Consider the following 23674-nt stretch of genomic DNA (forward strand, 5'->3'; position numbering starts at 1 on the left):
TATTGCCCGCTTTATTAGGTTTTTAAAGAATAATTTGGATTTATTTAAGAATCCAAATACTTGATTTATTAAAAGATTTTGTGTAGAGAATTAGCTTTTGCCATCCATTGTTCAAGTTCTTCCCATTGTTCTTTTTGAATCAATGTTTGAGCGTGATTCATTTCTTGTTGAAAAATATCAAGGGAGTTTAAAATTTCTTTGCGGTTCTGTTTGGAAATATCACACCACATTCTTGGAGAACTTTTAGCAATTCTGACCATACTTTTAAATCCCCCACCTGCAAGAGCCAAAATATCATTTGGAGTTTGTTGAGAAAGCACGGTGTTAGCAATAGCGTAGCTAATGATGTGAGGCAAATGACTAATGAAAGCCGCGTGATTATCGTGAGTTTTTGAATCCATTTTGATAATATTCATTTTTAAAGCAACAAAAATTTCTTTTGCCATTGCCACTTGTAGTTCCCCACTTTGTTCTAAATCGGTTAGAACCAAAATATGATGGGGCAAGAGTTCTTTAAAAGCTGCTTTGGGTCCAAAATCTTCTGTTCCACTCATTGGGTGTGCGCATACAAAGTTTTTGCGAATCTCTGAAGGTACATTTTTAGAAATTAAATGCTTCGTGCTTCCTAAATCAATAATAGTGCAATGAGACGCAACACCAACAAGACTTGGCAGTATCTGCACAATCGCTTCTACAGGTGTTGCAAGAAAAATGACATCACAAAGTTTAATTTCTTCTAATTCCACTCCCTCATCCACGAGTCCCAAAGAAAGTGCTTGTTGAAGATGTAACGCATTGTTATCTAAGCCAACGATGCGTTTAAACATACCAATTTCTTTTAACGCAAGCCCTAATGAGCCACCAATGAGTCCAAGTCCAATAATTCCTGCTTGCATAAGTTTGTCCATTTTTGTAATTTTATAAAATTATATATTTTTTTAGCTTTAGTTGTGTTATTTAATCTACTAAAAGGTATAATCTCAAAATTTTAATGAATAAAATTAAATTTTAAGGCTAGTTAGATAATGTATTGTGTTTCTAAATCTTTTTTACTTCCTGTAATTTCGCTAGCTTTAGCGACAAATGTTCTTGCAGCAGGCTTGCCAACCATTAAGGAAGTGCGTTATGATGGGTTAAACTATATTTCCCCTTTGATTGCTAATGAAATCGCTAAAGTCCGTTTGAATGAGCCGTTAGATATTAATCTTGTAGATATTTCTATCCATAATTTTTATTCACAAGGCTATTTTAAGGATATTTGGGTAATGGAAGAAAATGGAATCTTAACCTATCATTTTGTAGAAAAACCAGTGATTGCAAGTTTAATTGTTAGTGGTTATGGAGCAGGAAAAGAGCAAGAGGTTCTTAATAAAGAAATTGGGTTAAAAAAGGGTGATGTTTATGATGAAGCTAAAATTGCTAATGTGCGTAAAAAAATTATTGATTTATTAGAAACGCAAGGATATTATGACACGATTGTAGAAGTGAAAACAGAGGAGATTTCTACAAATGCCCTAAAAGTTACATTAGAGATTAACAAGGGAGAAGAAATCATTATTCAAAAAGCAAATTATTATGGTAGAGAAAATCTAAGAGTCTCACGCATTGAGGCGGCAACAGCGAATAAAGAAAGAGAATTTCTTGGTTGGATGTGGGGATTTAATAGCGGAAAATTACGTGTAAATGAGATTGAAACCGATGGACACAGAATCCGTGATTTGTATATGCAAAAAGGCTTTTTAGATGCTGAAGTAAGCACACCTTTTTTAAAGACAGATTTTACAACTTATAAGGCAGAGCTTGACTTCTATATCAACGAAGGAGAATTTTATAGGATTTCAGATGTAGAAATTGTGCTAGAAGAAGAAGTTATCAGTCTTGAGGAGCTATACAATACAATTAAAGCCAAGAAAGGTAAAAAATTCAATATTGAGACAATGCGCAAGGATTCAGAGGCGATTCGTTATGCAGTAGGAGATTTGGGCTATGCCTTTACAAGAGTAACGCCGGATTTGGATAAAGATAAAGAAAATGGTGAAGTTAGAATCGTATATTATGTGCAGCCGGGTAAAAAAGTCTATGTGAATGATGTCTTGATTTCAGGGAATAATAGAACGCTTGACCGCGTGATTCGCCGAAATGTTTTATTGGCTCCCGGAGATGAGTATGAGATGAGTAAAATTACTCTTTCTAAAAACGCTATTATGCGGACAGGTGGCTTTGATAGCGTGGAGATTGAAGAGGAGCGGATAGATGAAGAGCGCGTAAATTTGCTAGTCAATGTTAAAGAGGGTAAGACGGGGGAATTCACCTTTGGTATTGGATATGGAAGCTATGATGGATTAATGGGTAGCATATCTGTTAAGGACCGCAATATTTTTGGGACAGGCTTAACTGCTGGAGTTTATTTAGATAAAAGTGAAGTATCTAATTCTTACCGCGTGAATCTCTATAATCCTGCAGTATTGGATAGTGATTATTCCTTGGCTACTGAAGTATATCAGATAGAATATGATGATTACGATTATACTGAAATGATGACAGGATTTAATATTGTAGGAGGGCGCAGAATCTGGGACCAATTAGACTTGACTTTAGGTTATACTTATCAAGAGACAAAGCTCTCTAACTTTGATTCTAGCCACCTAGAACAACTTTATCGCACATATTATTATAAGGACGATAAATATATAAAATCTGCTATTATTCCGGGACTTAGCTACGATAGCACAGATGCTTACTTTTTCCCCAAAAGTGGGATAAAAGCAAGCGGTAGCACAGAATTTGCAGGAGTAGGGGGAGATGCGGACTTTATCAAATATTATGGGAGTTTCAACCTCTATCAATCCATTGAAGATTGGACAGATGTGGATTTGATTTTTCGTTACCGCGCAAGAGCTGGATATGTGCAAGACGAAGGCTATCTGCCAATTAATGAGAAATTTTATCTAGGTGGTGTAAATAGTGTGCGTGGATTCCAAAATCGTTCCATCACTCCGCGTGATAAAAATGGACTTAGAATTGGAGGAAAGCAAATGTTCTATAACACTGCAGAGCTTAGTTATGGTATGTTTGAGACTGTGCAAATGCGCTTACTCGTGTTTTATGATTATGGAATGATTGGGCAAAAAAACATTAATGATATTCAGCGTAGTTCAGTTGGTATCGGGATTGAATGGATTTCTCCTATTGGTGCTATTAATTTCTTGTTCCCTCGCGCACTAGATGACAAGCCTGGTGATGATACTTCTTCTTTTGAATTTACAATGGGACAGAGATTTTAATGGTTAGCATAGAATCGCACGCTATTTCGTCAGTGAAAAGTACAATGCAAGCAGTATTTGCCAAAAATGCACAAGAGCAAAACACTTTAGTAAAAATTAAATTGCCACGCGTAAGCCGAGGAGAAATTTTGGATTTAATGCAAAATGCTTCACTCAAAGATTTAGGCGAACGCGCCTTTAAAATTAAAAAGCAATTACACCCTGATAATCTTACCACTTTTGTTGTAGATAGAAATATTAATTATACAAATATTTGCTGGGTGGATTGTAAATTCTGCGCCTTTAAGCGAAAGATTAATGAGAATGAAACTTATATTTTGACTTTTGAGGAAATTGATAAAAAAATTGATGAATTATTAGAAATCGGTGGGACGCAAATTCTTTTTCAAGGGGGAGTGCATCCAAATTTAAAGATAGAATGGTATGAGGATTTAGTTCGACATATTGCTCGGAAATATCCTCAAATTACTCTACACGGATTTTCTGCTATTGAGATTAATTATATTGCTAAGATTTCTAAAATTTCTATTTCTGAAGTGTTAGCTCGCTTACAAAAATGTGGATTAGCTTCTATTCCTGGTGCTGGGGCAGAAATTTTAAGTGATAAAGTGCGAGATATTATTGCTCCTAAAAAACTAGATAGTGATGAATGGATAGAAGTGCATAAAGAAGCGCATAAATTAGGAATCAAAAGCACAGCTACAATGATGTTTGGAAGTGTAGAAAGCAATGAAGACATCGTGGAGCATTGGGAGAGAATCAGAGATTTGCAGGATTTAACCAATGGCTTTAGAGCATTTATTTTATGGAGTTTTCAGCCTGCTTTTACTCCTTTGCAAAAAGAATTTCCAAACTTACATAAAGCCTCCTCAAACCGCTATTTAAAGTTGCTTGCGTGTAGCAGAATCTTTTTAGATAATTTTCAAAATATTCAAAGCAGTTGGGTTACACAAGGTTCTTATATCGGACAGCTTGCTTTGCTTTTTGGGGCAAACGATTTAGGAAGCACAATGATGGAGGAAAATGTTGTTGCAGCCGCAGGGGCTAGTAACTCTATGAATCAAGCAGAAATGATTTCACTGATTCGTGATATAGGAGAGATTCCAGCGAAACGTAATACGGCATATAGCATTTTGGAGCAATTTTAAATTGAAAAAGTTTTTTTATATTTTTTTGGCTTTTTGGATTATGGAAGGAGGTTTGATGGCGATTGAAATGAAGAGTTTGCAAGTAAATGGCATAAAGGTTCCTGTAATATATGAGCAAAGTTCGCAATTACCTTTATTTTATGTGCAACTTGTTTTTAAAGGTGCAGGTGGGGTAAGTAATGGCAAAAATCTAGGATTATCTGATATTACAAGTTCTTTGTTGAATGAGGGGACACGAGAATTGGGCGTTACAAGATTTTCTAAAAAACTAGAAGAAAAAGCTCTTTCATTAAGTGCGGGAAGTGGATTAGAAACTCTAAGTTTTACATTAAGTGGAATGAGTGTAGTGCAAAAAGACGGAATCGGATTTTTAAAAGAATTGTTGAGCAGCCCAAATTTTACACAAAAAGCATTAGATAAAGTCAAAGAAAATTCATTAGTTGCAATTTTGGAGAAAGAGAGTGACTATGACTATCAAGCAAGTCGCGCATTAAAATCTATGCTTTTTAAAGGCAGCGCATTAGAGTTTCCACTAAGTGGGACACAAGAATCCATTGCAAAAATTACTCTAAAAGAAGTAGAAAAATTCTATCACCAATTTATCAATTTAAACTCTTTGACTCTAATTGTAGGTGGGGATATGGAGTTTGAAAAAATTGCCAATGAGTTAGAAAATGCACTCAAATTCTTACCTCAAGGTAAGATTATCACATTAAAACCAATCATTGCTAATAATGCCAAACAAATAAAACATCTAATAAAGGAAACGCAACAAGCTTATATTTACTTTGGCGCTCCTCTTAATGTTGAGAATTTACAAAAAGAATCCGCTCTGATAAAAGTCGCTTCTTTTGTGCTTGGTGGAAGTGGATTTGGTAGTCGTATGATGGAGGAAGTGCGTGTGAAACGAGGACTTGCTTATTCTGCAGTAATGAGACTTAGTGCAACACGCACACAATCTGTAGCACAAGGATATTTGCAAACAAGTCTTAAAAATGAAAAAGAAGCGCAAAAACTTGTGCAAGAAGTAGTCAATGCATTTGTTAAAAATGGTATTACCAAAAAAGAATTACAAGAAGCGAAGAAGTATTTGCTAGGAAGTGAGCCTTTACGCAATGAAACACTTGCTCAAAGATTAAGCACGGCATTTAATAACTATTATAATGGCTTACCATTAGATTTTAATCAACAAGTGTTAGAAGAGATTTCAAAATTGACTTTGGAGGAAGTTAATCACTATATTAAAGCACATCAAGAGATTAATCAGCTTAGCTTCGCCATTATAACTGCAGAAAATTAACTAGAGTTAAGATTGATTTTTGATAAATTTGGCAGAACTCCCTTTGAAGCTATTTTAAATCATCTGCCAAAGAGTTATCTTAACACTTTTTTAAGCGAATCTTTGGAAGTTGGAAAAAATGTAGTGTTAGAAGTAGAGGTAAGAAGCTATAAGTCTCTGAAAGCCGCACATATTTTAGGTTTTGTCCCGAAATTTAATTGCGAGATTGAAATGCTTATTTTTAACGCAAAAAGTTATCATAAGAGCATTTTTAAGGTGGATTCTTGTCTGATTGTTAGCGGAAAATTGCAGCAAAACGCAATGGGGATTTATACTTTGATTCAGCCTAAAGTCTTGAAAGGCACGGGCGAGATTGTATTAAACTTTGGTTTCAAGGGTGCGAAAGAAAAGAGTTTAAAGGATTTTGGAGCAAGTGTGTCTTTGGGATTCTTGCAAGAGTTTTATCCCAAAGTGCCTTTGTGGGTTTTAAAGTCTCTTGTAGAAATTTATCACCCAAAGATTCCATTCGTGCAAGAATTTACAAGGAATCACGGATTTTTTGGCGATTCTTTGGCTGCAATTAAGTTTATAGAAATCTATGAATATATGCGCCTTTTGTGCCTAAAAAAGCTTATTTTTCCAAGTCTTGCTCTTTTGAATAATCCCATAGAATCGTGGATTAAAACTTTGCCTTTTCAATTAACGCAAGGGCAGAGCAAGGCAATCGCAGAGATTCAAGAATCCCTCAAAAGCACCCAAGCGACAAGGCGCGTGATTGTGGGCGATGTTGGCTGTGGTAAAACAATGGTGATTCTAGCAAGTGCGATGATAGCTTATCCTTATCGCAGTGTATTGATGGCGCCAACTTCTATTTTGGCAAAACAACTTTTTCTCCAAGCACAGGAATTTTTACCTAAAAATTTAAAGATTGCTCTTTTAACGCAAAACGATAGAAGTGGAGATTTAGCAAAAAGTGATTTTTTAATTGGCACACACGCATTGCTTTATCAAAACTTGAGCGATTGTGCGCTTGTGATGATAGATGAACAGCATCGCTTTGGGACAGCACAAAGATATGCGTTGGAGAAAATGTTTGAATGTGATTCTAAACGCGCACATATTTTGCAGTTTTCTGCAACCCCTATTCCACGCACACAAGCGATGATAGAATCTAATTTTTTAGATTTTAGTTTTATTAAGGATTTACCTTTTAAAAAAGACATTACAACAAAAGTGATTGGTAAGAATGATTTTAAGGATTTATTAGAGCATATTAAAGTAGAAATTCAACACAAGCATCAAATTATTATTGTTTATCCTCTGGTAGAGGAGAGCGAGAATTTTAATTATACTGCATTAAAAGAAAGTGAAGAGTTTTGGCAGAAAAATTTTGAAGGTGTATATAGCACACACGGCAAAGATAAAAATAAACAAAAAGTTTTAGAAGAGTTTTCAGATAAAGGCAATATTTTGCTTGCAACCACAGTGATTGAGGTAGGAATCTCATTGCCTAGTTTAAGCACAATTATCATTGTGGGAGCGGAGCGGTTGGGATTGGCGACTTTGCACCAATTACGCGGGAGAGTGAGCCGCAATGGGCTAAAGGGATATTGTTTTTTATTTACCAAACAACAAACCGAGCGACTAGCAAGATTCTCCCAAACGCAAAATGGCTTTGAAATCGCACAAATGGATTTGGAATATCGCAATAGTGGAGATTTGCTAAGTGGAGAAATGCAAAGCGGTAGGCAGTTTGCTTGGGTGGATTTAGGCAAAGATGAGAGAATCATCAAAGAGGCAAAAAATGCACTCCCTTAAAAATATTGTATAATTATGATTTAGGAGAAGTTATGGAGAAATTAAACTATCAGCAATTATTAGAAAACCCTTTGTTTGTTTCGCGCTATATTGAACCAAATGTTAATTAGAGACATTCTTATCTAAATGGAAAAAGAGGAATCAAAAGACTATTTAGCTACCCTTATGCGAGTTCAATGCGTAAGTTTTTCTTAAGAAGTTATTTTCAAAAGCGCGTATTGAGCGGAATCGTGGATATTCCCTATGTGGAGATTGTCTTGACGACCAAATGCACTTTGCGTTGTGAGCATTGTTGTAATTTATGCAGTATTTTACTCCAAAAGAGCAATATGTAGGCACTTTGGAAAATATCATTGAAAGTTTAGAGCAGTTGTGTTCCAAAGTTTCTAGCATTAATCGCTTAAGATTGATTGGGGGAGAGCCTTTTTTGTTTAAGGATTTGCCGCAATTACTAGATTATATGGAATCCCAAAAGAAAATTTTGACTTATGATATTCTAAGTAATGGAAGCATTGATATAAAAGAGCCTATCTTGCAAAGAATGCAAAAATCTAAAAAGATTCGCAAGGTTTCTATTTCGGATTATTCACATGTTCCAAACATTCGCCTCAAACAAGAGAGTATTTTTAAAAATCTTAAAAATATCGTCTTCCTTTTTCTCTATTAAAAGGAGGTGCTTGGCATAAATTAGAAAGAATCCACAAAAGAGGTATGAGCAAGGAGCAAATCACCGCAAACTTTTTGGCTTGTAGGGCTTCTTGTGTGTCTCTCATCGGCGGGGGGGGGGCAAAATAGCTCCTAAAGGGGGCAATGTTTGTCTGTGCAGCGGCAAGCTCCCTCTCTGTCTTGAAGGGCTTAGAGGAAGTTCAGGGGGATTATGTTGATTTAATGGACAAGACGGATAGATTTTTGGAATTTTACGGACAAAGATTTCTATCAATCTTGCGATTATTGTCAAGATTATTCCAAGCCTAGCGAGAGAATCCTTGCGGCAATTCAGACAAGGGAAGTGTTACGAATAAACTAAAAATTAGCTTAAGATAATATTTATTTAAGATTATTTGGTTATTTAAGTTAAATTTAATTTGACTTTTTTTACAATCAAAGAATCTTAAAATTGCAAAATAAGGAGCAGAATATGAAAAAAGTTGTTTTAGGAATTTTATTTGTTACAAGCTTGGGGACTGCAAGTTTATTTGCAAATTGTTCTTGGACAAATAGTTGTCAAACAAATAATCAATCTATTTACCAAGCCGCTGCTTGTAAGTTTTTTGGTCTTTGTAATGGGAGATAAATAAAATGATGATATATTCAGAGGCTTGTGGTAAAACCATAGACATTACGCTAGAATACCAAACTAAACCTTTACTTGAAATGCAACAAAAACTTGCAGAGAGTGAAGAAGAAAACACAGAAGAAAACGAAAATAACGAGAAAGTGGAAGTCTCTCAAGATTCTGTAAAGGCAGAATCCCAACAAAGCACCTTTTGCGTGAGTTTTAGTGTGGTTGTGTAAATCCCCCCCCCTTTTTTTATGTATTTGATAGGAAACTTTTTCTTACTCCCTCTATTCATACTTGCAAATTATCCATCAGAAGAGAGAATTAGAGTCCTTTAAATTTAAAGCTTGATAGATTTAAAGGAATCCTGCGCAATTTGGCAGGCAGTATCAATTTTGCAAATTTTAATGCCTTTTTCATTAAAGACACGTGCGGTATTGGGACAAGCTTTTTTCACAAGCACTACTGCACAATCTTTAATGATTTCACCTAATACATTATGTTCTTCCTTATGTGCTATTTGCTCTTCGTTACTTATTTGTTCGTCTTTGTGTGAACAACCCTCACTTGCGTTGATATTGCCACGCGGATTTTTGCGCAATTCCACTAAATCAATCTTTTTAAACATTCCCTCCCCCTTTTGCTCAAATACTGCAAAAAAGGGTGTATGTCCTGTATTTCCAAAGATTCTTAAGCTCTCATCATAGACGGGCACGGCTATTTTCATTTGATTCCTTTATCAATTTGTATTTTGTGATTCTGTTTCTAAATATGCATATTCAAACAGACTTTGTTCGTGTGTATTGTTGGTAAATTTTTCTTCAAATATTTCTGTCTTAACCCCAAAGATTAATGCAAAATTATATTTCTCGCAAATTAATAGCTCAAACAACTCTTGATGATTTTCAAAGCAACGCACCTCTGCATAAGGTGCGTAAATCTCTTGATAAATTTGCGGGACAAAAAGCATTAGACGAGCCCATTTTGCATACATTGTAAAATAAGCCAAATACTGCTCATAAAGTTTTATATCCATACAAGCAAGCAAGACTTTATTGGTTGCTCCCGGCTTAGAAATAAACCCGCGCTCATCTAAATAGAGTGGTTTAAAGCTAGAGATTCCCTCTAAATTCTTCATTTGCACTTCTGAAGAATATTCTTCAGAAAACCTCAATACACGCGCAAGAGGCTGGATAAAAAGCTTTGGTAGTGGAATCTCATAATCAAGAGTTTTGTAAAATATCTTTATCCCAAAGAGAGAATAAGAATTAATAGCAAAAGGTAGGTTTTCGTCCTCAATTTTTTCTTGTGGCAAGAGTTTGATTTCTTGTTGATTTTTGGGCAAAACATTGAGATTAATTTGTGAGTTGCAATACAAGATATAGGCTACATCGCAAGTTAAAATGTAGCGAATGAGTTTTACAAGTGAGCCACAATAGTAACCTAGATTTTTCTTTGGAATAATGATTTGTGAAGCAATTTGATATTCATCAAAATGGAGTAAAAATAAAATTTTATTTCCAACAATCAAATAATGTCGCGCAATTCGGACTAAGGATTGCTCTAAATCCTCTACGCTAATCCAAGCTACTTCAGAATCACTCATTGCAATATTGCCACTAAAAAGAATCCCAAATGCACCTTTTTGCACTGCTTCTTCAATTTCCTTTTGGGAATCTTTGGAGGCACACGCCACAAATAAATCTCCCTTTTTGACTTCGCTTACTTCATCGCAGATTTGATTGAAAAAAGAAATACTTGGTTGGTTTAATAAAGTCCCAAATGCAATTTCTACTATCTCATTGACACTAATTTGTATTTCTTTCCTTTTCATAATTTCTCCTTAGCTGACTGGACTCCCATTTTCTTTAATATTTTGCGGGGCGATAAGTGTCAATCCTCTGCTGTCTTTTGCTACTAGAATCATTCCTTCACTTAATTCGCCCATAAGTTTAGCGGGTTTGAGGTTGGCAAGTACGCAAACTTGTTTGCCTATCAAACTTTGCGGTGTGTAATAAGCTTTGATTCCTGCTAAGATTTGGCGCACTCTTGCTTCTCCTAAATCCACTTGAAGCTTCAAGAGTTTTTCGCTTTTGGGTAATTCTTCTGCACTAAGAATTGTGCCAATTTTAATTTCTATGTTTTGAAAATCTTCTTTGGCTATAGGATTTAAAATCTCTATATTTGCTTTTACCTGTTCCTTTGCACTTTGTTCTACTTTTGGAAATAATGCAGGAATTGCTTTGCATTGTATTTGTGTGAGCAATTCGCCTTTACCAACAAACCTTTGATAATTGTGCGATTCTACTTCCAATTCAAACACACTAAGAATAGATTCTGCACTCTTTGGCATACAAGGGGAGAGGCAAAGTGCAGATTTAATCAGCAAATTAGCGATAAACACGAGTAGCTCCGCAACCTCTTCATTTCTGCCCTCTTTGACTAATCTCCAAGGCTCTTTTTTAGCTATGATTCCATTTCCCAAACTAAAGAGTGTCCAAATCTCTTCTAAGTAGCGATGGATTTGCACTTCGTCCATATAGTTTTCTAGACTTTTTAAAGTTTTATCCATTTGCGCAATCTCTAGGCTATAATGCTCTGCAAAATTGGTAAAATCAACCTTTAAGCAGTTGTTGAAATATTTGGCACTCATACCTAAAAGGCGATTAAGCAGATTGCCTAAATCATTGCTTAAATCAGAGTTGATTCTCTCAATAAGGGCTTTTTGTGAAAAGTCTCCATCTTGACCAAAAGGTACTTCACGTAGCACAAAATATCGGAAAGAATCTAGTCCATAAGAATCTACAATTTCTTTTGGGCTGACAACATTGCCGATGCTTTTGCTCATCTTTTTGCCTTCTTTAGTCCACCAGCCGTGTGCTGCAATATGGTGTGGCAAGGGCAAGTCCAAACTCATTAAAAATGCAGGCCAATAAATGGCGTGGAATCGTAAAATATCTTTTCCTACAATATGATAGTCTGCTGCCCAAAAATCCATTTTATTTTCTAAGCAATTGCAAAATCCTAGCGCACTAAGATAGTTAATTAATGCATCTAACCAAACATACATCACGTGTTGGGTGTTTTTTGAATCTTTGTCTATAAGGGCTTTTGGAAGTTGAATTCCCCAATCAAAAGTTGTGCGCGTGATAGATAAATCTTCTAAACCGGCTTTTACAAAGTTAATGACTTCGTTGCGACGAAATTTTGGTAAGATAAAGTTTGGGTGTTCTTCATAGAATTGTAAGAGTTTCTGCTCATAGGCACTAAGCTTGAAGAAATAACTTTCTTCTTCTAGTGGAACAATTTCTTTGCCACAATCAGGACAATATTTTTCATTGATTAATTGAAACTTGGTAAAAAAGGATTCACAAGAAACACAATAATTTCCTTCGTATTTACCTTTATAAATATCACCTTTTTCAAACATTTTAAGGAATGCCGCTTGTGTGGTTGCAATATGGTAATCATCGGTTGTGCGAATAAAGTGATTATAATTGATTCCAAACTCGTCCCAAAGATGTTTGAATTTTTGTGCGATTTCATCTACATATTCTTTAGGATTCTTTCCATTTTTCTTCGCAGATTGTTCAATCTTCTGTCCGTGTTCATCTGTGCCTGTTAAGCAATAAACTTCTTTGCCTTGAAGTCTAGCAAATCGTGCAAGAGTATCCACAATAATGGTTGTATAAGCGTGTCCAATATGTGGAATATCATTTACATAATAAATAGGAGATGTAATATAAAATTTAGAATTCAAAACTACCTCCATTTCCTTTATTCATACTCAAATAAACTGCTCTTACATAAGCATTGCGCACTTCGCATTCTAATAATTCTACACAATTTAAGCAACTTGAAATCCCTTTGTTGTTTTGGCAAGATTGGAGTTCATTTTGCTTTTGCGTCAAGTTTTCTTGTGCCTTTTGCTCAAATTCACTTTTTTGTGTGCAACCTAGCATATTTTTACAGAAAATACAACTTTCAGTTTTATTTTGGATTTGGCAATCTTTAAGCTCTTTGAGTGCAATTTCAATTTTGCTAGGATTTGTGATTTGAGGAGACACAATCTCTTGTTGTAAGCTATTTTCTACTCTATTTTCCCAATTTTCAAGATTTGCTGACAAATTCTATTTCCTCCGTGCTACCGAAAAAACAAGGTGTTGTATCGTGCAAGTGTTTTGGTGTGAGTTCCAAAAGTCGCCTCCTTTTATTTTGTGATGGTGTGTTTTCATTTACACATATCGCTTCCCCACCAGCCCTTTCAAAGATAAAAGCAAAAGGGAATACCTCAAATAACATTCTAAGTTTGCCTTGTGGGGCATCACTCGTGCTAGGGTAAGAGAAGATTCCACCGCCTTTAACTAAGATATGGTGCAAATCTGGCACCATTCCCCCGCTATATCTTAAGCGATAGCCTGCATTAAATAGAGATTCCATTTTTTCTTTATGAGATTTGCTCCAATTTTTTTGTGTGCCACCTGTGGCATTTAGTTTTCCTTTAGAGGAGAGCTTGAAAGTTTTTTGCAGTTCAAATTCTTTTCCATTATGCACGAAATAATCTACTCCTTCTTTTAATAAAGAAGCAAATCCGATTCCAACTACCATACCATAGAGAATATACGCACTCGCAACAAGATTTTGTGGTAGAAATTCACCTTGATAGATTCCAAAAATACTCCCCACGCTAAGATTCGCACCCATCAAAGAAGAACCATCTAAAGGGTCATAAGCAATGCTATAAGTGCCTTTTTCGTGCAGTTGAATTGCTTTTTCCTGCTCCTCACTACAAATTTGTTGGATAATTTTTAAGTTTTTGAAACTAGCTTGTAAAATCTCATCTGCTTGGACATCGGCTTTTAATTGCATATCTCCTGTCGCGTTTGTGTTTTGTGTATATTCCCCCAAACTCTGTTTAAGAGTTTCATAAATTGGCAAACTTGCAGATTGGATTTGTGCCAAAATTAATTCTAAATCGCGTGCTAAATCTGCGTTTGCACCCATTGATTTACTCCCTTGCAACTTTAAAGATAACAAAAATTTGTGTATTATAGCTTATTTTATGGATTTAGTGGCTATTTAGGGCAATATTTATAGTTTTTTGCTACAATTTTGGCTTATTTTGTTTCAAGGAGATTCAATGCTCGTTGCACCAAGTATTCTTTCTGCGGATTTTGGAAAGTTAGAATTTGAAATAAAAGCGATTTGCGAAGCAGGTTGTGATTTTGTGCATATTGATGTAATGGACGGGCATTTTGTGCCAAATCTTACACTAGGTCCCGTGGTAGTTCAATCGGTTGCAAAGGTCGCAAGCAAACCACTAGATATTCATTTAATGGTGCAGAATAATAACTTTTTTGTTGATCTTTTTGCTCCTTTTAAGCCCGAATTTATTTCCTTTCATATTGAAGAAGAAAAACACGCTAATCGTTTGGCGCAAAGAATCCGTGAATTTGGAATCAAGCCCGCAATCGTGTTAAATCCGCATACTAATTTGGATTCTATAGATTATTTACTAGAGTTTGTGGATATGGTGTTATTAATGAGTGTAAATCCTGGCTTTAGTGGGCAGAGATTTATCTCCAATGTGTTAGATAAGATTAAAGCCTTAAAAGACAAAATAGAATTGTGCAATCCAAACTGCTTGATTGAAGTAGATGGTGGAGTGAGTGAAGCAAATATAGAATCCTTAAAAAGAGCTGGGGCAGATATTGTTGTAGCAGGTAGCTATATCTTTGGTGGTAATTATAAAGAACGGATAGAAAGTTTGCGGTAAAGTTAGATAAACCCCACAAACTTCAATTATATTTTCACAATATAAATTAGGAATGCTTTTTGCTTAAGTTTTGTATATCTTAAATTTTAAGGGTTAAATGACAAAAAAATTTTTAAGTCTTGCACTCGCAAGTGTTTTAAGCTGTGGAATCGCATTTACAGCAGATAGTAACTCTATACCCAGAGGGTAAAGAGAAAATTACGCGAAATGGTGTTAATATTTTTTTAGAGCCAAATTCACCCAATAAAGAAAAAATTATTCGTGGTGATTTTGATAAAGCACTAGAGAGAATGAAAAAGGGTTATAAAGAAAATTCTAAAATACAATCAAAAGCTGTCCCTTTGGTTACACAGGTTTTGATTCTTGATGTTTGTTCCGAAAAATATGGTGGTTGCGAATACATCAATGACAATCAAACCGAAACTGCATATGACCACGGTGGAGTGCCATTTCAAGTTAATACGGGTGTTGTAGGTTATGGAAGTGGAAGCTATGATAGAGCTAAGTTTGCTGGAAATGAAGCTGTACAACTATATTCGGAAGGTGTGGATTTAAGCGGAGATAACATTGTGGATGGTTTTATTGATTATTGGGATATTTCTAAACCTAGTAATGCGAGTGGCACATTTGAATTTACGGCTACCTCCATTAATAATGCGGCAGTTTCTAAAAGCACATCTATTTATATCAAATAAGGATTCCTATGCAAATTAACACAATCTCTTATATACGAGAAAATCCTCTTACATATCAAACAAAGCAACAAGAAAACACAACTTCCTTTGATAAACTTTTATTCACGCAAAGCAATCAAACTAATAACATTAACAGCGCAGAGAAAAATCAAGAATCTCAAAAATCTAGCCTTACGAATTTTGATGATTTTTTAAGCGAATTTGGCGTGAGTTGGGATAGTGAGGAGGGGCGAACGATACGCACAGCACAACTTGTCTCTGTGATTCAACAATATGCAAAAGAAAATAATATGGACATTCTTAAAGTGAATTGGCAGAGTGCGAATGCGAGTTGGCATCATTATTTTGCTAATGCTACTAAAGATGAGCAAGGCAAAATGCTAGAAAATGTGCTAGAGGTTTTGGAATCTAAAACTGCGATTCAAAGAGGCTTATATATGGGAGAGACAGAAAGCCTAGAGCATTTTACAAAACGCAAAACACAAGCGGCAGAATCTTTAAGTGCGATCTTGCGAAATCTCAAAGACTAAATCTAGTTCTAGTAGAATCGCAGATTTTTAGGCACGATTCTGCTTATTATCCTCCTAAATAACGTTTTTTAATCTCTTGGTTTTCTAAAAGATTCTTTGCAAAATCCTCCATTACAATTTTGCCATTTTCTAGCACATACGCGCGATTGGCAATTTTGAGGGCTGCAAAGGCATTTTGTTCTACAAGTAGAATCGTAATACCATTTTCACGCAAATTTAAAAGAATTTCAAAAAGCTCCCCCACGACCTTTGGTGCAAGTCCAAGACTTGGTTCATCAAGCATAAGCAACTTTGGCTCACTCATTAAAGCCCTAGCAATGGCTAACATTTGTTGCTCTCCCCCACTCATTGTGCCTGCCATTTGCTTTTGACGCTCTTTTAAACGTGGGAAAAGCTTATACATTTTCTCACGCATTACTTCAAAGTTTTCATCATTGTTGTATGCGCCCATTCGGAGATTTTCATCAACGCTAAGGTTTGTAAAAACCCTTCTTCCCTCTGGCACAAGCGCAATTCCACGTTGAATGATTTTATGTGTTTTGACTTTTGAAATATTTGCACCAAAGAATCGGACTTTTCCCTTTGTTTTCACACTATGCACGATACCATTTAAGGTAGAAGTTTTACCTGCACCATTGCTTCCAATGAGTGTAATGATTTCGTGTTCTTCAATATGAAAATTAATACCCTTTAACCCAATAATTAAGCCATAATGAACTTGTAAATTCTCAATTTGTAGCATAGAAATCTCCTAGATAGGCAGCAATGACTTCTTTGTTATTAATGGCCTCCTTAGGAGTGCCACTAAAAAGGTTTTTACCATAATCTAGCACTAAAACTTGTTCGCAAAGTTGATTAACAAAAGGCATATCGTGTTCAATGAGTAACACACTCAAACCAAAATCTTTTTGCATTTTTAAAATAAGCTCACTTAAGTCTTGTGTTTCTTTAGGATTCATACCCGCTGCGGGTTCATCTAATAGAAGTAACTTCGGGCTAGTCGCTAACGCTCTTGCAATTTCTACTTTGCGACTATCACCATAGCTTAGTGCGCTTACATTAAGGTTGCGTTTATTTGCTAATCCCATATAATCTAGAATCCATTGAGCATATTCTTTAATTCGTTTTTCTTCTTTAAAGTATCTTCCTATGCGAAAGGCTGCTTCAAAAAAGCTATATTTTGCATTATTATGTAATCCAATGAGAATATTATCCAATACACTCATAGAATTAAAGAGACGAATATTTTGAAAAGTCCGTGCGATTCCTAGTTTGACAATTGTGTTTGGCTTGTATTTAGAGATGTTTTTATTTAAAAAATGAACTTTTCCACTATTGGGTTTATAATTGGCTGTAATGATATTAAAGAGGGTTGTTTTTCCAGCACCATTTGGACCAATCAGCCCAAAAATTTGTTTTTCTTGCACGCTAAAACTTACATTATCAATCGCTTTTAAACCGCCAAAGGCAATACTGACATTTTCTAATTCTAAAATCGCCATTATTTTATCTTCTAAACCCTTTTAATTTAGTAGGATTTAAATCCCAAATTTCTCATTTGCCCATAATCCCTTCCCTCGCAAATAGCATAATAGCCAACAAGATAAGAGAGAAAAACACCATTCTAAGACCTGGATAAGAACCAAAATCATTTCCAAAAAATACTAAAGGTTGGTCTAAAAATCTAAGCCATTCTCCCCCGCCAATAACTAAAATCGCTCCTAAGATTGCACCACTTGTGCTTCCTAATCCTCCAAGCACAATAATGATTAATAGTTGAAATGTAAGCTCAAAACCAAAAATTTTTGGATCAATCGTGGTAAGCCAAACCGCCATAAGCCCCCCCCCAATACCTTCCAAAAATGCGCTAGTTGAAAAAGCAAAAGTTTTGATTTTAAAAGTATCAATTCCCATAGCAGTTGCAGCGTCTTCATCGTCTCGAACTGCTTTCATTGCGCGTCCGTATTTGGAATAGACAATCTGCAAAATTAAAATCACTGAAGCCGTAGCGAAAATCCCACTCCAAAAAAACACCGTAATATTTGCACCATTGCTAAATGCGTGCGTATAAAGAAAGTCAAAAAAATCTCTAAAAGGCATAGAATCACTTGTGCTAAGGTTTAAAAGTAGCTTTTCTATCGCACCAACAACAGAATCGTGATTATTTGGAATCTCATTTAAGCCAATTGCACCATTCGTCCATTCTGGATTGTTAATGGCTAAGATTTTGATAATAAAGCCAAAACCAAGCGTTACAATTGCTAAGTAATCTCCTCTCACACGAAATACAGGAAAAGAAAGCATTATAGCAATGATAGCCGCTACGATTCCACTACAAAGAAGTGCGGGTAATAATTCACTAGACATATTTAAGATAAAAGGGTGAGGGTCTGCTAGTTGGAACATACTCCATTTTAAATCAGAATCAAGCAGCATTAGAGCCGTGATATATGCGCCAATCGCAACAAACCCGTTGGGTTCTAAAGAAAGTTGCCCTGTAACGCCATTAATGAGGTTATAGCTCACAGCTAGAATGATAAAGATTAGAATGTTATTAAAGATTCTTAAAGCATAGTCCCCTAGTAAGCATTGCGTAGCAAAAATCACGCAAATCATAACAAGATAAATACTAAGGTGGAATCCCAAAGTCATTGTTGTTGGATTGTTTGTATAAAATTTTAGCATTACAAATCCTTAAAAGCGGCTTTTTTCTAAACGCCAATCGCCCATAATACCAACAGGACGAAATAGCAAAACTAAGATTAAAAATAAAAAGGCAAACGCATCTTTATACCCTCCAAGCTCTGGAAAAAGTGCTACTGCCATAACTTCTGTAAAGCCTAAGATGAAGCCCCCAAGAACAGCTCCTCCTACGCTTCCGATTCCACCTAATACCGCAGCAGCAAAGGCTTTTAACCCAATAAGCACACCCATTAACGGGTCAATCGTAGGATAAGAGATAGCATAAAAAATCCCCCCAATTCCTGCTAGAATACTACCGATAGCAAAAACAAGTGCAATAATATGATTGACATTGATTCCCATTAAGCGCACAGTGTTAATATCAAAAGCACTTGCCCGAATCGCCATTCCTTGCTTCGTGCGATAAAGGAATTGCAAAAGCCCACTTAAAAGTAAAAGAGTAACGATAGGAATGATAAGTGTGATAATCGTAAGGCTTATACCAAAGAGATTTAAAGTCTGTGAGAAAAATTCTGGTGCATTGAAAAATCTAGGTGTTGAACTAAAAAGAACATTAAATAGGTTTTCTAAAAAGAAACTTACGCCAATTGCTGTGATGAGCATAGAGATTCTAGGAGCATTTCGTAAAGGCGTATAAGCAATTTTATCAATCGTAACTCCTAAGATTCCACATAAAGTAATGGCAAGAATTGCTGCAGCATAAAAAGGAAAATCAAAGGAGTTAATCGCAAAAAATACCAAAAATGCACCTACCATCATAATATCTGCGTGGGCAAAATTAATCAAGCGCAAACAACCATATACCATTGTATAACCAATGGCAATCAGCGCATACATACTACCTAAACTTAAGCCATTGATGCACTGCTGAAAAAAGGTCAAAAAATCCAAACTCTAAACCTTAAATTTAAATTTATCTAGGGTTCAATCGTAGTTTTATAAACTAAATTACCGCCTTGCACTTGATTGATGACTGCACTTCTTATGGATTCTCCATTTTGCAAGGAGAATTTGCCACTTACACCCTCATAATCTTTAGCATTGCGAATTTTGTCATTAATGCACTCACGATTTTCTGCACCGCATTCTTCAATGGCAGTAACTGCTAATCCATATGCGTCTGCAAGCATAATGCTAAAGGAGCTTACAGGCTCATTATAGGCTTTTTTATAATCTTTAATGAATTGTTCTCCTTTGGCAGTTTGCTTGGAGTTTGTAGAATAGTAATCTGTTACCATATAGCCTTCACCCGCTTCTTTTGCGACATCAAAAAATATTTTGTTAGAAACTAAGCCATCACCACCGATGGTTGACACATTGAGTCCTAATTGTTTGGCTTGAACAGCAATCAATGCTCCCTCATTGTAATAAATTGGTAAATACAATACATCAGGATTCTTTGCTTTAATGCTTGAAATTTGTGCTTTGAAGTCTTTTGTCCCTGCTTGTGCGTTGGCTTCAATAATGATTTCTCCCCCTAGTGCTTTAAATTGATTTCTAAAAGCACGGGTAAGTCCAATCGAATAGTCGCTACTATTATCAAACAAAATAGCAGCTTTCTTTGCTCCCAAATCTTTAAAGGCTAAATTTGCCGCAATCAATCCTTGAAAGCTATCGGCAAAGGAGACGCGAGAAACAAACTTTTTACCTTTGGTCACGCGGTCATTTGTTGCAACAGGCGCAATCAGCGGCGTTTTATTATCATCTGCGATTTTTGTCATCGCCAAAGCGTTAGTGGAAATCATAGGACCGATGACAACGCTGACTTTATCGCTAGAAACTAATCTTTGCATAGCATTTGCGGATTCTATTTTATCGCTTTTATTATCAATGAAAATAATTTTAATTGAATCGCCATTTTTAGTTTTGCTTTGTGCCTTATAAGCCAAATCAATCCCACGTTTTCCAAGTTCGCCAAATCCTCCTACTGCACCACTTGCTGGTAAAACTACACCGATTTTTGCCTCTCCTGCTAAAAGACTGCTAACTGATAAGCCACATACGAATGATAGAGCTAAAAAGTGCCTTTTCATCAAAGTTCCTTAATGATTAAAATAGAAAGGCTAATTTTTACATTTTTTTGCTTAAATAATGTATTGCGTTATATTAAGGGTATTTTGATTAAGTAATAATAGACCAATGTGGTGAAGATTTGATTATAAAGTTAGAATTGACACTTTTATTTATGTTGCTATAATAAAATATTGTAGAATCTTGATTAAATAATAGGAGCCGAGAAAACTTACAAGAGTTTCTCGGTGAATTTTCTTAATTGCAAACAAGTAAAATTATTGTGCATTTGCTTTAAGATTCAAAAGAATTTTGACTTCATCTCCTACTGCATTGTCTTTAAAGATATTGTGCCAAGTAATATCAAAATCGCTTCTTAAAATAGTAGTAGTGGCATTAATATCCAAGTTTTTACCATTTGGTTGGAGAGTTGCGTCAAGCACAATAGGCTTTGTTGTAGAGCGAATGGTTAAATCACCATAGATTTTACCTGCTTCAAACTTCGTCATCTTAAAAGTCATTTTAGGATATTTTTTGGCATCAAACATATCTTCTGCTTGTAAATGCGCATCTCTTTTGGCGTTTGCAGTATCCACTGAAGTAATATCTACAACACCTTCTAGAGTTTTTAGAGTATTAGAAGCCTTATCATAATCAATGGTTGCATTGAATTTGTTGAACTTGCCATCTACTTGTGTAAGCTTGAGATGAGAGACTTGGAAATCTATTTTTGAATTTGCCGAATCTAATGTGTAAGGGGCAGCAAATGCAGGGAAGCTAAGGGCTGCTAATAGACTTGAAGTAAAGAGAAACTTTTTCATTTGAAATCCTTTAAAATTAAAATTTACTCTGAAATTATAATAAATAAAAAATAATAAATGGTAAATAATGTGCCAAAAAAGTTAAATTTGTCTTGACAGAAACTTCACATTAACTTGTAAAAAAACTCACAATATGCCTATAAAATTTTACCATTTCATTAAAGGGGTTTATTTATGTTTGGAAATTTACGTTTAGGGACGAAAATCACTCTAATTACTAGCTCTATTGTCTTGCTAGTTATGGGTATTTTGACTTTTGTTATTTCTTGCCAAACTGCACGAGTTTTGCAAGAAGAAGCACACAAACTGCTAGTAAGTGCAAATTCAAGGGCCATCAATCGCTTAGAGGGTGTGATGCAGCAGTCTTTTATGGCAGTAGAGGCTGCAGAGGGAATCACTTCCTCTATCATTGCACACGATAGTGATGGAATCGTAAGTAGAGATTTGTTGCAAGATGTCATTACTCATATGATTTTGGATAATGAATGGGCTTCATTTGCTTATTTATATATACCGGGTAAGTCTATATATAGCCAAAAATCTATTAAAGATTCCACAAACAAGTTTTTGCTACCTAATGAAGAGTTTATGATTTTAATGGATATTGATAGAGAGCGTAACAATGAAGTAAAAACTCTCCAAGCGGACGAGGATATTATTCGCTTACCATCAGTTAAAGCTGCATTAGAAAACAAAAAAATCTCTTTTGATAATCCCAAAAGATTTGATATTGATAATTTAGTTGTATTTGGTTCTAATATTTCTGCACCAATTTTTGATAAAAATAACCGAGTGATTGGAGTGATTGGAATCATAATGGACTTGCGACAAATTTCAAAAGTCGTGCTTGACCCTAAACGTTCTGCTTTTAGAGGAGATAGGAAGTTTTTACTCTCTAACAATGGCACGATTTTGATTCATCCAGATTCCACTCTTGTTGGTAAAAAGCTGATAGAAAAGAATAATCACAGCAGTGTGGATACCCTGCTAAATCTTCTAAGTTCAGGTAGAACTACTGCAATAGAATACATAAGCAACGGCGTAGAAAATTACGCAGGAGTTTCTCATTTCCAACTTTGGGGGGACATAGATACGACTTGGACACTTGTAACGGTCGCACCTAAAGATGTAATTTATGAGCCTCTAAATCATATAGAATTTATAATCTTAATTTCTGGGATTATTTCGGTTTTGATTATTTCACTTGCAATTTGGGTCTATACAAAGAGATATATTACAACCCGAATGATGACTCTTGGTAATTTTCTATCTAACTTTTTTGACTTTATTAATTATAAAACTCCTAAAGCACCAGATATTGTGCGGATTCTAGCTCAAGATGAAATCGGAGAGATGGGAACGCTTATTAATACAAACATTAAAACTACCAAAGAAGCCTTACGGCAAGATGAAAACATGGTTACGCAAGTGATTTCTGTCGTCAAAGACATAGAAGCGGGAGATTTAGAGCAGAAGCTAGATTCTACCCCAAACAATCCTAAACTACTAGAATTGCGGGATACTTTAAATACAATGCTTGAAGTTTTGCAAGTCAAAGTTGGCTCAAACTTCAACCGATTGCAAGCGGTTTTTGAGGATTATAAAAATTTGGATTTTACTGCAAATGTGGAGAATCCAAAGGGAAATATGGAAGTCTCTTTGAATCTCATTGGCGAAGAGATTAAAAAAATGCTTGGCACATCTTCTGGACTTTCTTTATCTTTAAAAAAACAGAGTCAGTCTCTAAATGATTGCGTGAATCATTTAATGAAAGCAAATGAAAAGCAAGTTAGTAGCTTAAGGCAATCTTCAGAAAATACAGAGAATATCACAGACTCTATGCAATCCATTAATGACAAAACCCTAGAAATTACGAGACAAGCAGAGGATATTAAAAATGTCGTAAGTATTATTAATGACATAGCCGAACAAACGAATCTTTTAGCCCTTAATGCTGCTATTGAAGCTGCAAGGGCTGGAGAACACGGAAGAGGATTCGCAGTGGTTGCTGATGAAGTGCGCAAACTTGCAGAACGCACACAAAAGAGCTTGGGAGAGATTGGCGCAAATGTTAATGTGCTAGTGCAAGGTATCAATGATATGGGAGAATCTGTAAAGGAGCAAACACAAGGCATAGAGCAGATAAATGATACGATTGCACATTTAAATGATATTGCAAATAATAATCAAGAAATTGCAAATCAGACTGAATTGGTTGCACAACACATTAATGAACTTGCTAGTGAAATTACACAAGATATTGAAAGAAAGAAATTCTAAAGCGTAGAATCCTTTAAGCAAAACTAGAATCTGATTCGTGATTCTTTGAGT

General features: G+C 35.5%; 25 protein-coding genes. 13 read left to right on the forward strand and 12 right to left on the reverse strand.

Annotated elements, in window-relative coordinates:
- Window positions 1-68: 68 nt before the first annotated feature.
- The gene (locus Q0Y61_RS03115) at window positions 69-896 is read right to left on the reverse strand and encodes a prephenate dehydrogenase (RefSeq protein WP_297811195.1); all 828 of its coding nucleotides are present in this window, start codon (window positions 894-896) and stop codon (window positions 69-71) included.
- 129 nt (window positions 897-1025) lie between these two features.
- Between Q0Y61_RS03115 and bamA the strand changes: the two genes are divergently transcribed.
- The 9 genes from bamA (at window position 1026) to Q0Y61_RS03160 (ending at window position 9044) form a co-directional block, all read left to right on the forward strand.
- Window positions 1026-3284 (forward strand): outer membrane protein assembly factor BamA, encoded by a 2259-nt coding sequence (bamA, locus tag Q0Y61_RS03120; protein ID WP_297811198.1) that lies wholly within the window; start codon window positions 1026-1028, stop codon window positions 3282-3284.
- Between the two features lie 44 nt (window positions 3285-3328).
- Window positions 3329-4432 carry a dehypoxanthine futalosine cyclase gene (locus Q0Y61_RS03125; RefSeq protein WP_297811366.1) on the forward strand — a complete coding sequence of 368 codons (1104 nt, stop codon included), beginning with the start codon at window positions 3329-3331 and terminating at the stop codon, window positions 4430-4432.
- A gap of 55 nt (window positions 4433-4487) precedes the next feature.
- The gene (locus Q0Y61_RS03130) at window positions 4488-5732 is read left to right on the forward strand and encodes a pitrilysin family protein (RefSeq protein WP_297811201.1); all 1245 of its coding nucleotides are present in this window, start codon (window positions 4488-4490) and stop codon (window positions 5730-5732) included.
- 12 nt (window positions 5733-5744) lie between these two features.
- Window positions 5745-7529, forward strand: coding sequence for an ATP-dependent DNA helicase RecG (recG, locus tag Q0Y61_RS03135; protein WP_297811205.1), 1785 nt, complete (start codon window positions 5745-5747; stop codon window positions 7527-7529).
- 176 nt (window positions 7530-7705) lie between these two features.
- Window positions 7706-7864 (forward strand): hypothetical protein, encoded by a 159-nt coding sequence (locus Q0Y61_RS03140; protein WP_297811206.1) that lies wholly within the window; start codon window positions 7706-7708, stop codon window positions 7862-7864.
- On the forward strand, window positions 7831-8196 hold the full coding sequence (locus Q0Y61_RS03145; protein ID WP_297811209.1) for a hypothetical protein: 366 nt from the start codon (window positions 7831-7833) through the stop codon (window positions 8194-8196). The genes Q0Y61_RS03140 and Q0Y61_RS03145 overlap by 34 nt, the downstream gene beginning before the upstream one ends.
- 143 nt (window positions 8197-8339) lie before the next feature.
- Window positions 8340-8504 carry a hypothetical protein gene (locus Q0Y61_RS03150; protein ID WP_297811213.1) on the forward strand — a complete coding sequence of 55 codons (165 nt, stop codon included), beginning with the start codon at window positions 8340-8342 and terminating at the stop codon, window positions 8502-8504.
- Window positions 8505-8667: 163 nt separating this feature from the next.
- Window positions 8668-8823: a hypothetical protein gene (locus Q0Y61_RS03155; RefSeq protein ID WP_297811216.1), complete on the forward strand. Its 156-nt coding sequence runs from the start codon at window positions 8668-8670 to the stop codon at window positions 8821-8823.
- 5 nt (window positions 8824-8828) lie between these two features.
- Complete coding sequence (locus Q0Y61_RS03160; protein ID WP_297811219.1) at window positions 8829-9044, forward strand: hypothetical protein; 216 nt, start codon at window positions 8829-8831, stop codon at window positions 9042-9044.
- A gap of 104 nt (window positions 9045-9148) precedes the next feature.
- Here Q0Y61_RS03160 and Q0Y61_RS03165 read toward each other — a convergent pair whose 3' ends face one another.
- Genes Q0Y61_RS03165 through Q0Y61_RS03185 form a run of 5 tightly spaced genes read right to left on the reverse strand, consistent with a single transcriptional unit; the run spans window position 9149 to window position 13812 of the window.
- The gene (locus tag Q0Y61_RS03165) at window positions 9149-9535 is read right to left on the reverse strand and encodes a hypothetical protein (RefSeq protein ID WP_297811222.1); all 387 of its coding nucleotides are present in this window, start codon (window positions 9533-9535) and stop codon (window positions 9149-9151) included.
- Between the two features lie 12 nt (window positions 9536-9547).
- A complete protein-coding gene (locus tag Q0Y61_RS03170) occupies window positions 9548-10642 on the reverse strand; it encodes a hypothetical protein (RefSeq protein WP_297811225.1) in 1095 nt (364 codons plus the stop codon).
- A 9-nt stretch (window positions 10643-10651) separates the two neighbouring features.
- On the reverse strand, window positions 10652-12580 hold the full coding sequence (gene metG, locus Q0Y61_RS03175; RefSeq protein WP_297811228.1) for a methionine--tRNA ligase: 1929 nt from the start codon (window positions 12578-12580) through the stop codon (window positions 10652-10654).
- The gene (locus Q0Y61_RS09460) at window positions 12558-12935 is read right to left on the reverse strand and encodes a hypothetical protein (protein WP_366517281.1); all 378 of its coding nucleotides are present in this window, start codon (window positions 12933-12935) and stop codon (window positions 12558-12560) included. Before Q0Y61_RS09460 ends, metG begins: the two co-directional genes overlap by 23 nt.
- Complete coding sequence (locus Q0Y61_RS03185) at window positions 12919-13812, reverse strand: class 1 fructose-bisphosphatase (protein ID WP_297811231.1); 894 nt, start codon at window positions 13810-13812, stop codon at window positions 12919-12921. The genes Q0Y61_RS09460 and Q0Y61_RS03185 overlap by 17 nt, the downstream gene beginning before the upstream one ends.
- A 136-nt stretch (window positions 13813-13948) precedes the next feature.
- On the opposite strand from Q0Y61_RS03185, the gene rpe reads away from it, so the two are divergent.
- The 3 genes from rpe to Q0Y61_RS03200 all read left to right on the forward strand — a co-directional run bounded on the left by rpe (window position 13949) and on the right by Q0Y61_RS03200 (window position 15809).
- The gene (gene rpe, locus Q0Y61_RS03190) at window positions 13949-14584 is read left to right on the forward strand and encodes a ribulose-phosphate 3-epimerase (RefSeq protein ID WP_297811234.1); all 636 of its coding nucleotides are present in this window, start codon (window positions 13949-13951) and stop codon (window positions 14582-14584) included.
- A gap of 290 nt (window positions 14585-14874) precedes the next feature.
- On the forward strand, window positions 14875-15279 hold the full coding sequence (locus Q0Y61_RS03195; protein WP_297811372.1) for a DUF4879 domain-containing protein: 405 nt from the start codon (window positions 14875-14877) through the stop codon (window positions 15277-15279).
- Between the two features lie 8 nt (window positions 15280-15287).
- Window positions 15288-15809 carry a hypothetical protein gene (locus Q0Y61_RS03200; RefSeq protein ID WP_297811237.1) on the forward strand — a complete coding sequence of 174 codons (522 nt, stop codon included), beginning with the start codon at window positions 15288-15290 and terminating at the stop codon, window positions 15807-15809.
- A 46-nt stretch (window positions 15810-15855) separates the two neighbouring features.
- Here Q0Y61_RS03200 and Q0Y61_RS03205 read toward each other — a convergent pair whose 3' ends face one another.
- The 6 genes from Q0Y61_RS03205 to Q0Y61_RS03230 all read right to left on the reverse strand — a co-directional run bounded on the left by Q0Y61_RS03205 (window position 15856) and on the right by Q0Y61_RS03230 (window position 21343).
- The gene (locus Q0Y61_RS03205) at window positions 15856-16551 is read right to left on the reverse strand and encodes an ABC transporter ATP-binding protein (RefSeq protein WP_297811240.1); all 696 of its coding nucleotides are present in this window, start codon (window positions 16549-16551) and stop codon (window positions 15856-15858) included.
- Entirely contained in the window at window positions 16538-17311 is a 774-nt protein-coding gene (locus Q0Y61_RS03210; protein WP_297811244.1) for an ABC transporter ATP-binding protein, read from the reverse strand. Before Q0Y61_RS03210 ends, Q0Y61_RS03205 begins: the two co-directional genes overlap by 14 nt.
- A 52-nt stretch (window positions 17312-17363) precedes the next feature.
- Entirely contained in the window at window positions 17364-18494 is a 1131-nt protein-coding gene (locus tag Q0Y61_RS03215) for a branched-chain amino acid ABC transporter permease (RefSeq protein WP_297811247.1), read from the reverse strand.
- A gap of 9 nt (window positions 18495-18503) precedes the next feature.
- The gene (locus Q0Y61_RS03220) at window positions 18504-19403 is read right to left on the reverse strand and encodes a branched-chain amino acid ABC transporter permease (protein WP_297811250.1); all 900 of its coding nucleotides are present in this window, start codon (window positions 19401-19403) and stop codon (window positions 18504-18506) included.
- A gap of 26 nt (window positions 19404-19429) precedes the next feature.
- The gene (locus tag Q0Y61_RS03225; RefSeq protein ID WP_297811253.1) at window positions 19430-20545 is read right to left on the reverse strand and encodes an ABC transporter substrate-binding protein; all 1116 of its coding nucleotides are present in this window, start codon (window positions 20543-20545) and stop codon (window positions 19430-19432) included.
- Window positions 20546-20800: 255 nt separating this feature from the next.
- Complete coding sequence (locus tag Q0Y61_RS03230) at window positions 20801-21343, reverse strand: YceI family protein (RefSeq protein ID WP_297811256.1); 543 nt, start codon at window positions 21341-21343, stop codon at window positions 20801-20803.
- A gap of 174 nt (window positions 21344-21517) precedes the next feature.
- Here Q0Y61_RS03230 and Q0Y61_RS03235 point away from each other — a divergent pair, with 174 nt between their 5' ends.
- Window positions 21518-23623, forward strand: coding sequence for a methyl-accepting chemotaxis protein (locus Q0Y61_RS03235; protein ID WP_297811259.1), 2106 nt, complete (start codon window positions 21518-21520; stop codon window positions 23621-23623).
- Window positions 23624-23674: the final 51 nt, after the last annotated feature.

It is taken from the genome of uncultured Helicobacter sp., assembly GCF_947367035.1.
GTDB lineage: Bacteria > Campylobacterota > Campylobacteria > Campylobacterales > Helicobacteraceae > Helicobacter_D.

What these genes read in the sequence shown, in the direction of transcription:
- Q0Y61_RS03115 (WP_297811195.1), bottom strand. Translation starts at nt 896, where the DNA reads ATGCAAGCAGGAATTATTGGACTTGGACTCATTGGTGGCTCATTAGGG.
- bamA (WP_297811198.1), top strand. Translation starts at nt 1,026, where the DNA reads ATGTATTGTGTTTCTAAATCTTTTTTACTTCCTGTAATTTCGCTAGCT.
- Q0Y61_RS03125 (WP_297811366.1), top strand. Translation starts at nt 3,329, where the DNA reads ATGCAAGCAGTATTTGCCAAAAATGCACAAGAGCAAAACACTTTAGTA.
- Q0Y61_RS03130 (WP_297811201.1), top strand. Translation starts at nt 4,488, where the DNA reads ATGGCGATTGAAATGAAGAGTTTGCAAGTAAATGGCATAAAGGTTCCT.
- Q0Y61_RS03140 (WP_297811206.1), top strand. Translation starts at nt 7,706, where the DNA reads ATGCGTAAGTTTTTCTTAAGAAGTTATTTTCAAAAGCGCGTATTGAGC.
- Q0Y61_RS03145 (WP_297811209.1), top strand. Translation starts at nt 7,831, where the DNA reads ATGCAGTATTTTACTCCAAAAGAGCAATATGTAGGCACTTTGGAAAAT.
- Q0Y61_RS03150 (WP_297811213.1), top strand. Translation starts at nt 8,340, where the DNA reads ATGTTTGTCTGTGCAGCGGCAAGCTCCCTCTCTGTCTTGAAGGGCTTA.
- Q0Y61_RS03155 (WP_297811216.1), top strand. Translation starts at nt 8,668, where the DNA reads ATGAAAAAAGTTGTTTTAGGAATTTTATTTGTTACAAGCTTGGGGACT.
- Q0Y61_RS03160 (WP_297811219.1), top strand. Translation starts at nt 8,829, where the DNA reads ATGATGATATATTCAGAGGCTTGTGGTAAAACCATAGACATTACGCTA.
- Q0Y61_RS03165 (WP_297811222.1), bottom strand. Translation starts at nt 9,535, where the DNA reads ATGAAAATAGCCGTGCCCGTCTATGATGAGAGCTTAAGAATCTTTGGA.
- Q0Y61_RS03170 (WP_297811225.1), bottom strand. Translation starts at nt 10,642, where the DNA reads ATGAAAAGGAAAGAAATACAAATTAGTGTCAATGAGATAGTAGAAATT.
- metG (WP_297811228.1), bottom strand. Translation starts at nt 12,580, where the DNA reads ATGGAGGTAGTTTTGAATTCTAAATTTTATATTACATCTCCTATTTAT.
- Q0Y61_RS03185 (WP_297811231.1), bottom strand. Translation starts at nt 13,812, where the DNA reads ATGGGTGCAAACGCAGATTTAGCACGCGATTTAGAATTAATTTTGGCA.
- rpe (WP_297811234.1), top strand. Translation starts at nt 13,949, where the DNA reads ATGCTCGTTGCACCAAGTATTCTTTCTGCGGATTTTGGAAAGTTAGAA.
- Q0Y61_RS03195 (WP_297811372.1), top strand. Translation starts at nt 14,875, where the DNA reads ATGAAAAAGGGTTATAAAGAAAATTCTAAAATACAATCAAAAGCTGTC.
- Q0Y61_RS03200 (WP_297811237.1), top strand. Translation starts at nt 15,288, where the DNA reads ATGCAAATTAACACAATCTCTTATATACGAGAAAATCCTCTTACATAT.
- Q0Y61_RS03205 (WP_297811240.1), bottom strand. Translation starts at nt 16,551, where the DNA reads ATGCTACAAATTGAGAATTTACAAGTTCATTATGGCTTAATTATTGGG.
- Q0Y61_RS03210 (WP_297811244.1), bottom strand. Translation starts at nt 17,311, where the DNA reads ATGGCGATTTTAGAATTAGAAAATGTCAGTATTGCCTTTGGCGGTTTA.
- Q0Y61_RS03215 (WP_297811247.1), bottom strand. Translation starts at nt 18,494, where the DNA reads ATGCTAAAATTTTATACAAACAATCCAACAACAATGACTTTGGGATTC.
- Q0Y61_RS03225 (WP_297811253.1), bottom strand. Translation starts at nt 20,545, where the DNA reads ATGAAAAGGCACTTTTTAGCTCTATCATTCGTATGTGGCTTATCAGTT.
- Q0Y61_RS03230 (WP_297811256.1), bottom strand. Translation starts at nt 21,343, where the DNA reads ATGAAAAAGTTTCTCTTTACTTCAAGTCTATTAGCAGCCCTTAGCTTC.
- Q0Y61_RS03235 (WP_297811259.1), top strand. Translation starts at nt 21,518, where the DNA reads ATGTTTGGAAATTTACGTTTAGGGACGAAAATCACTCTAATTACTAGC.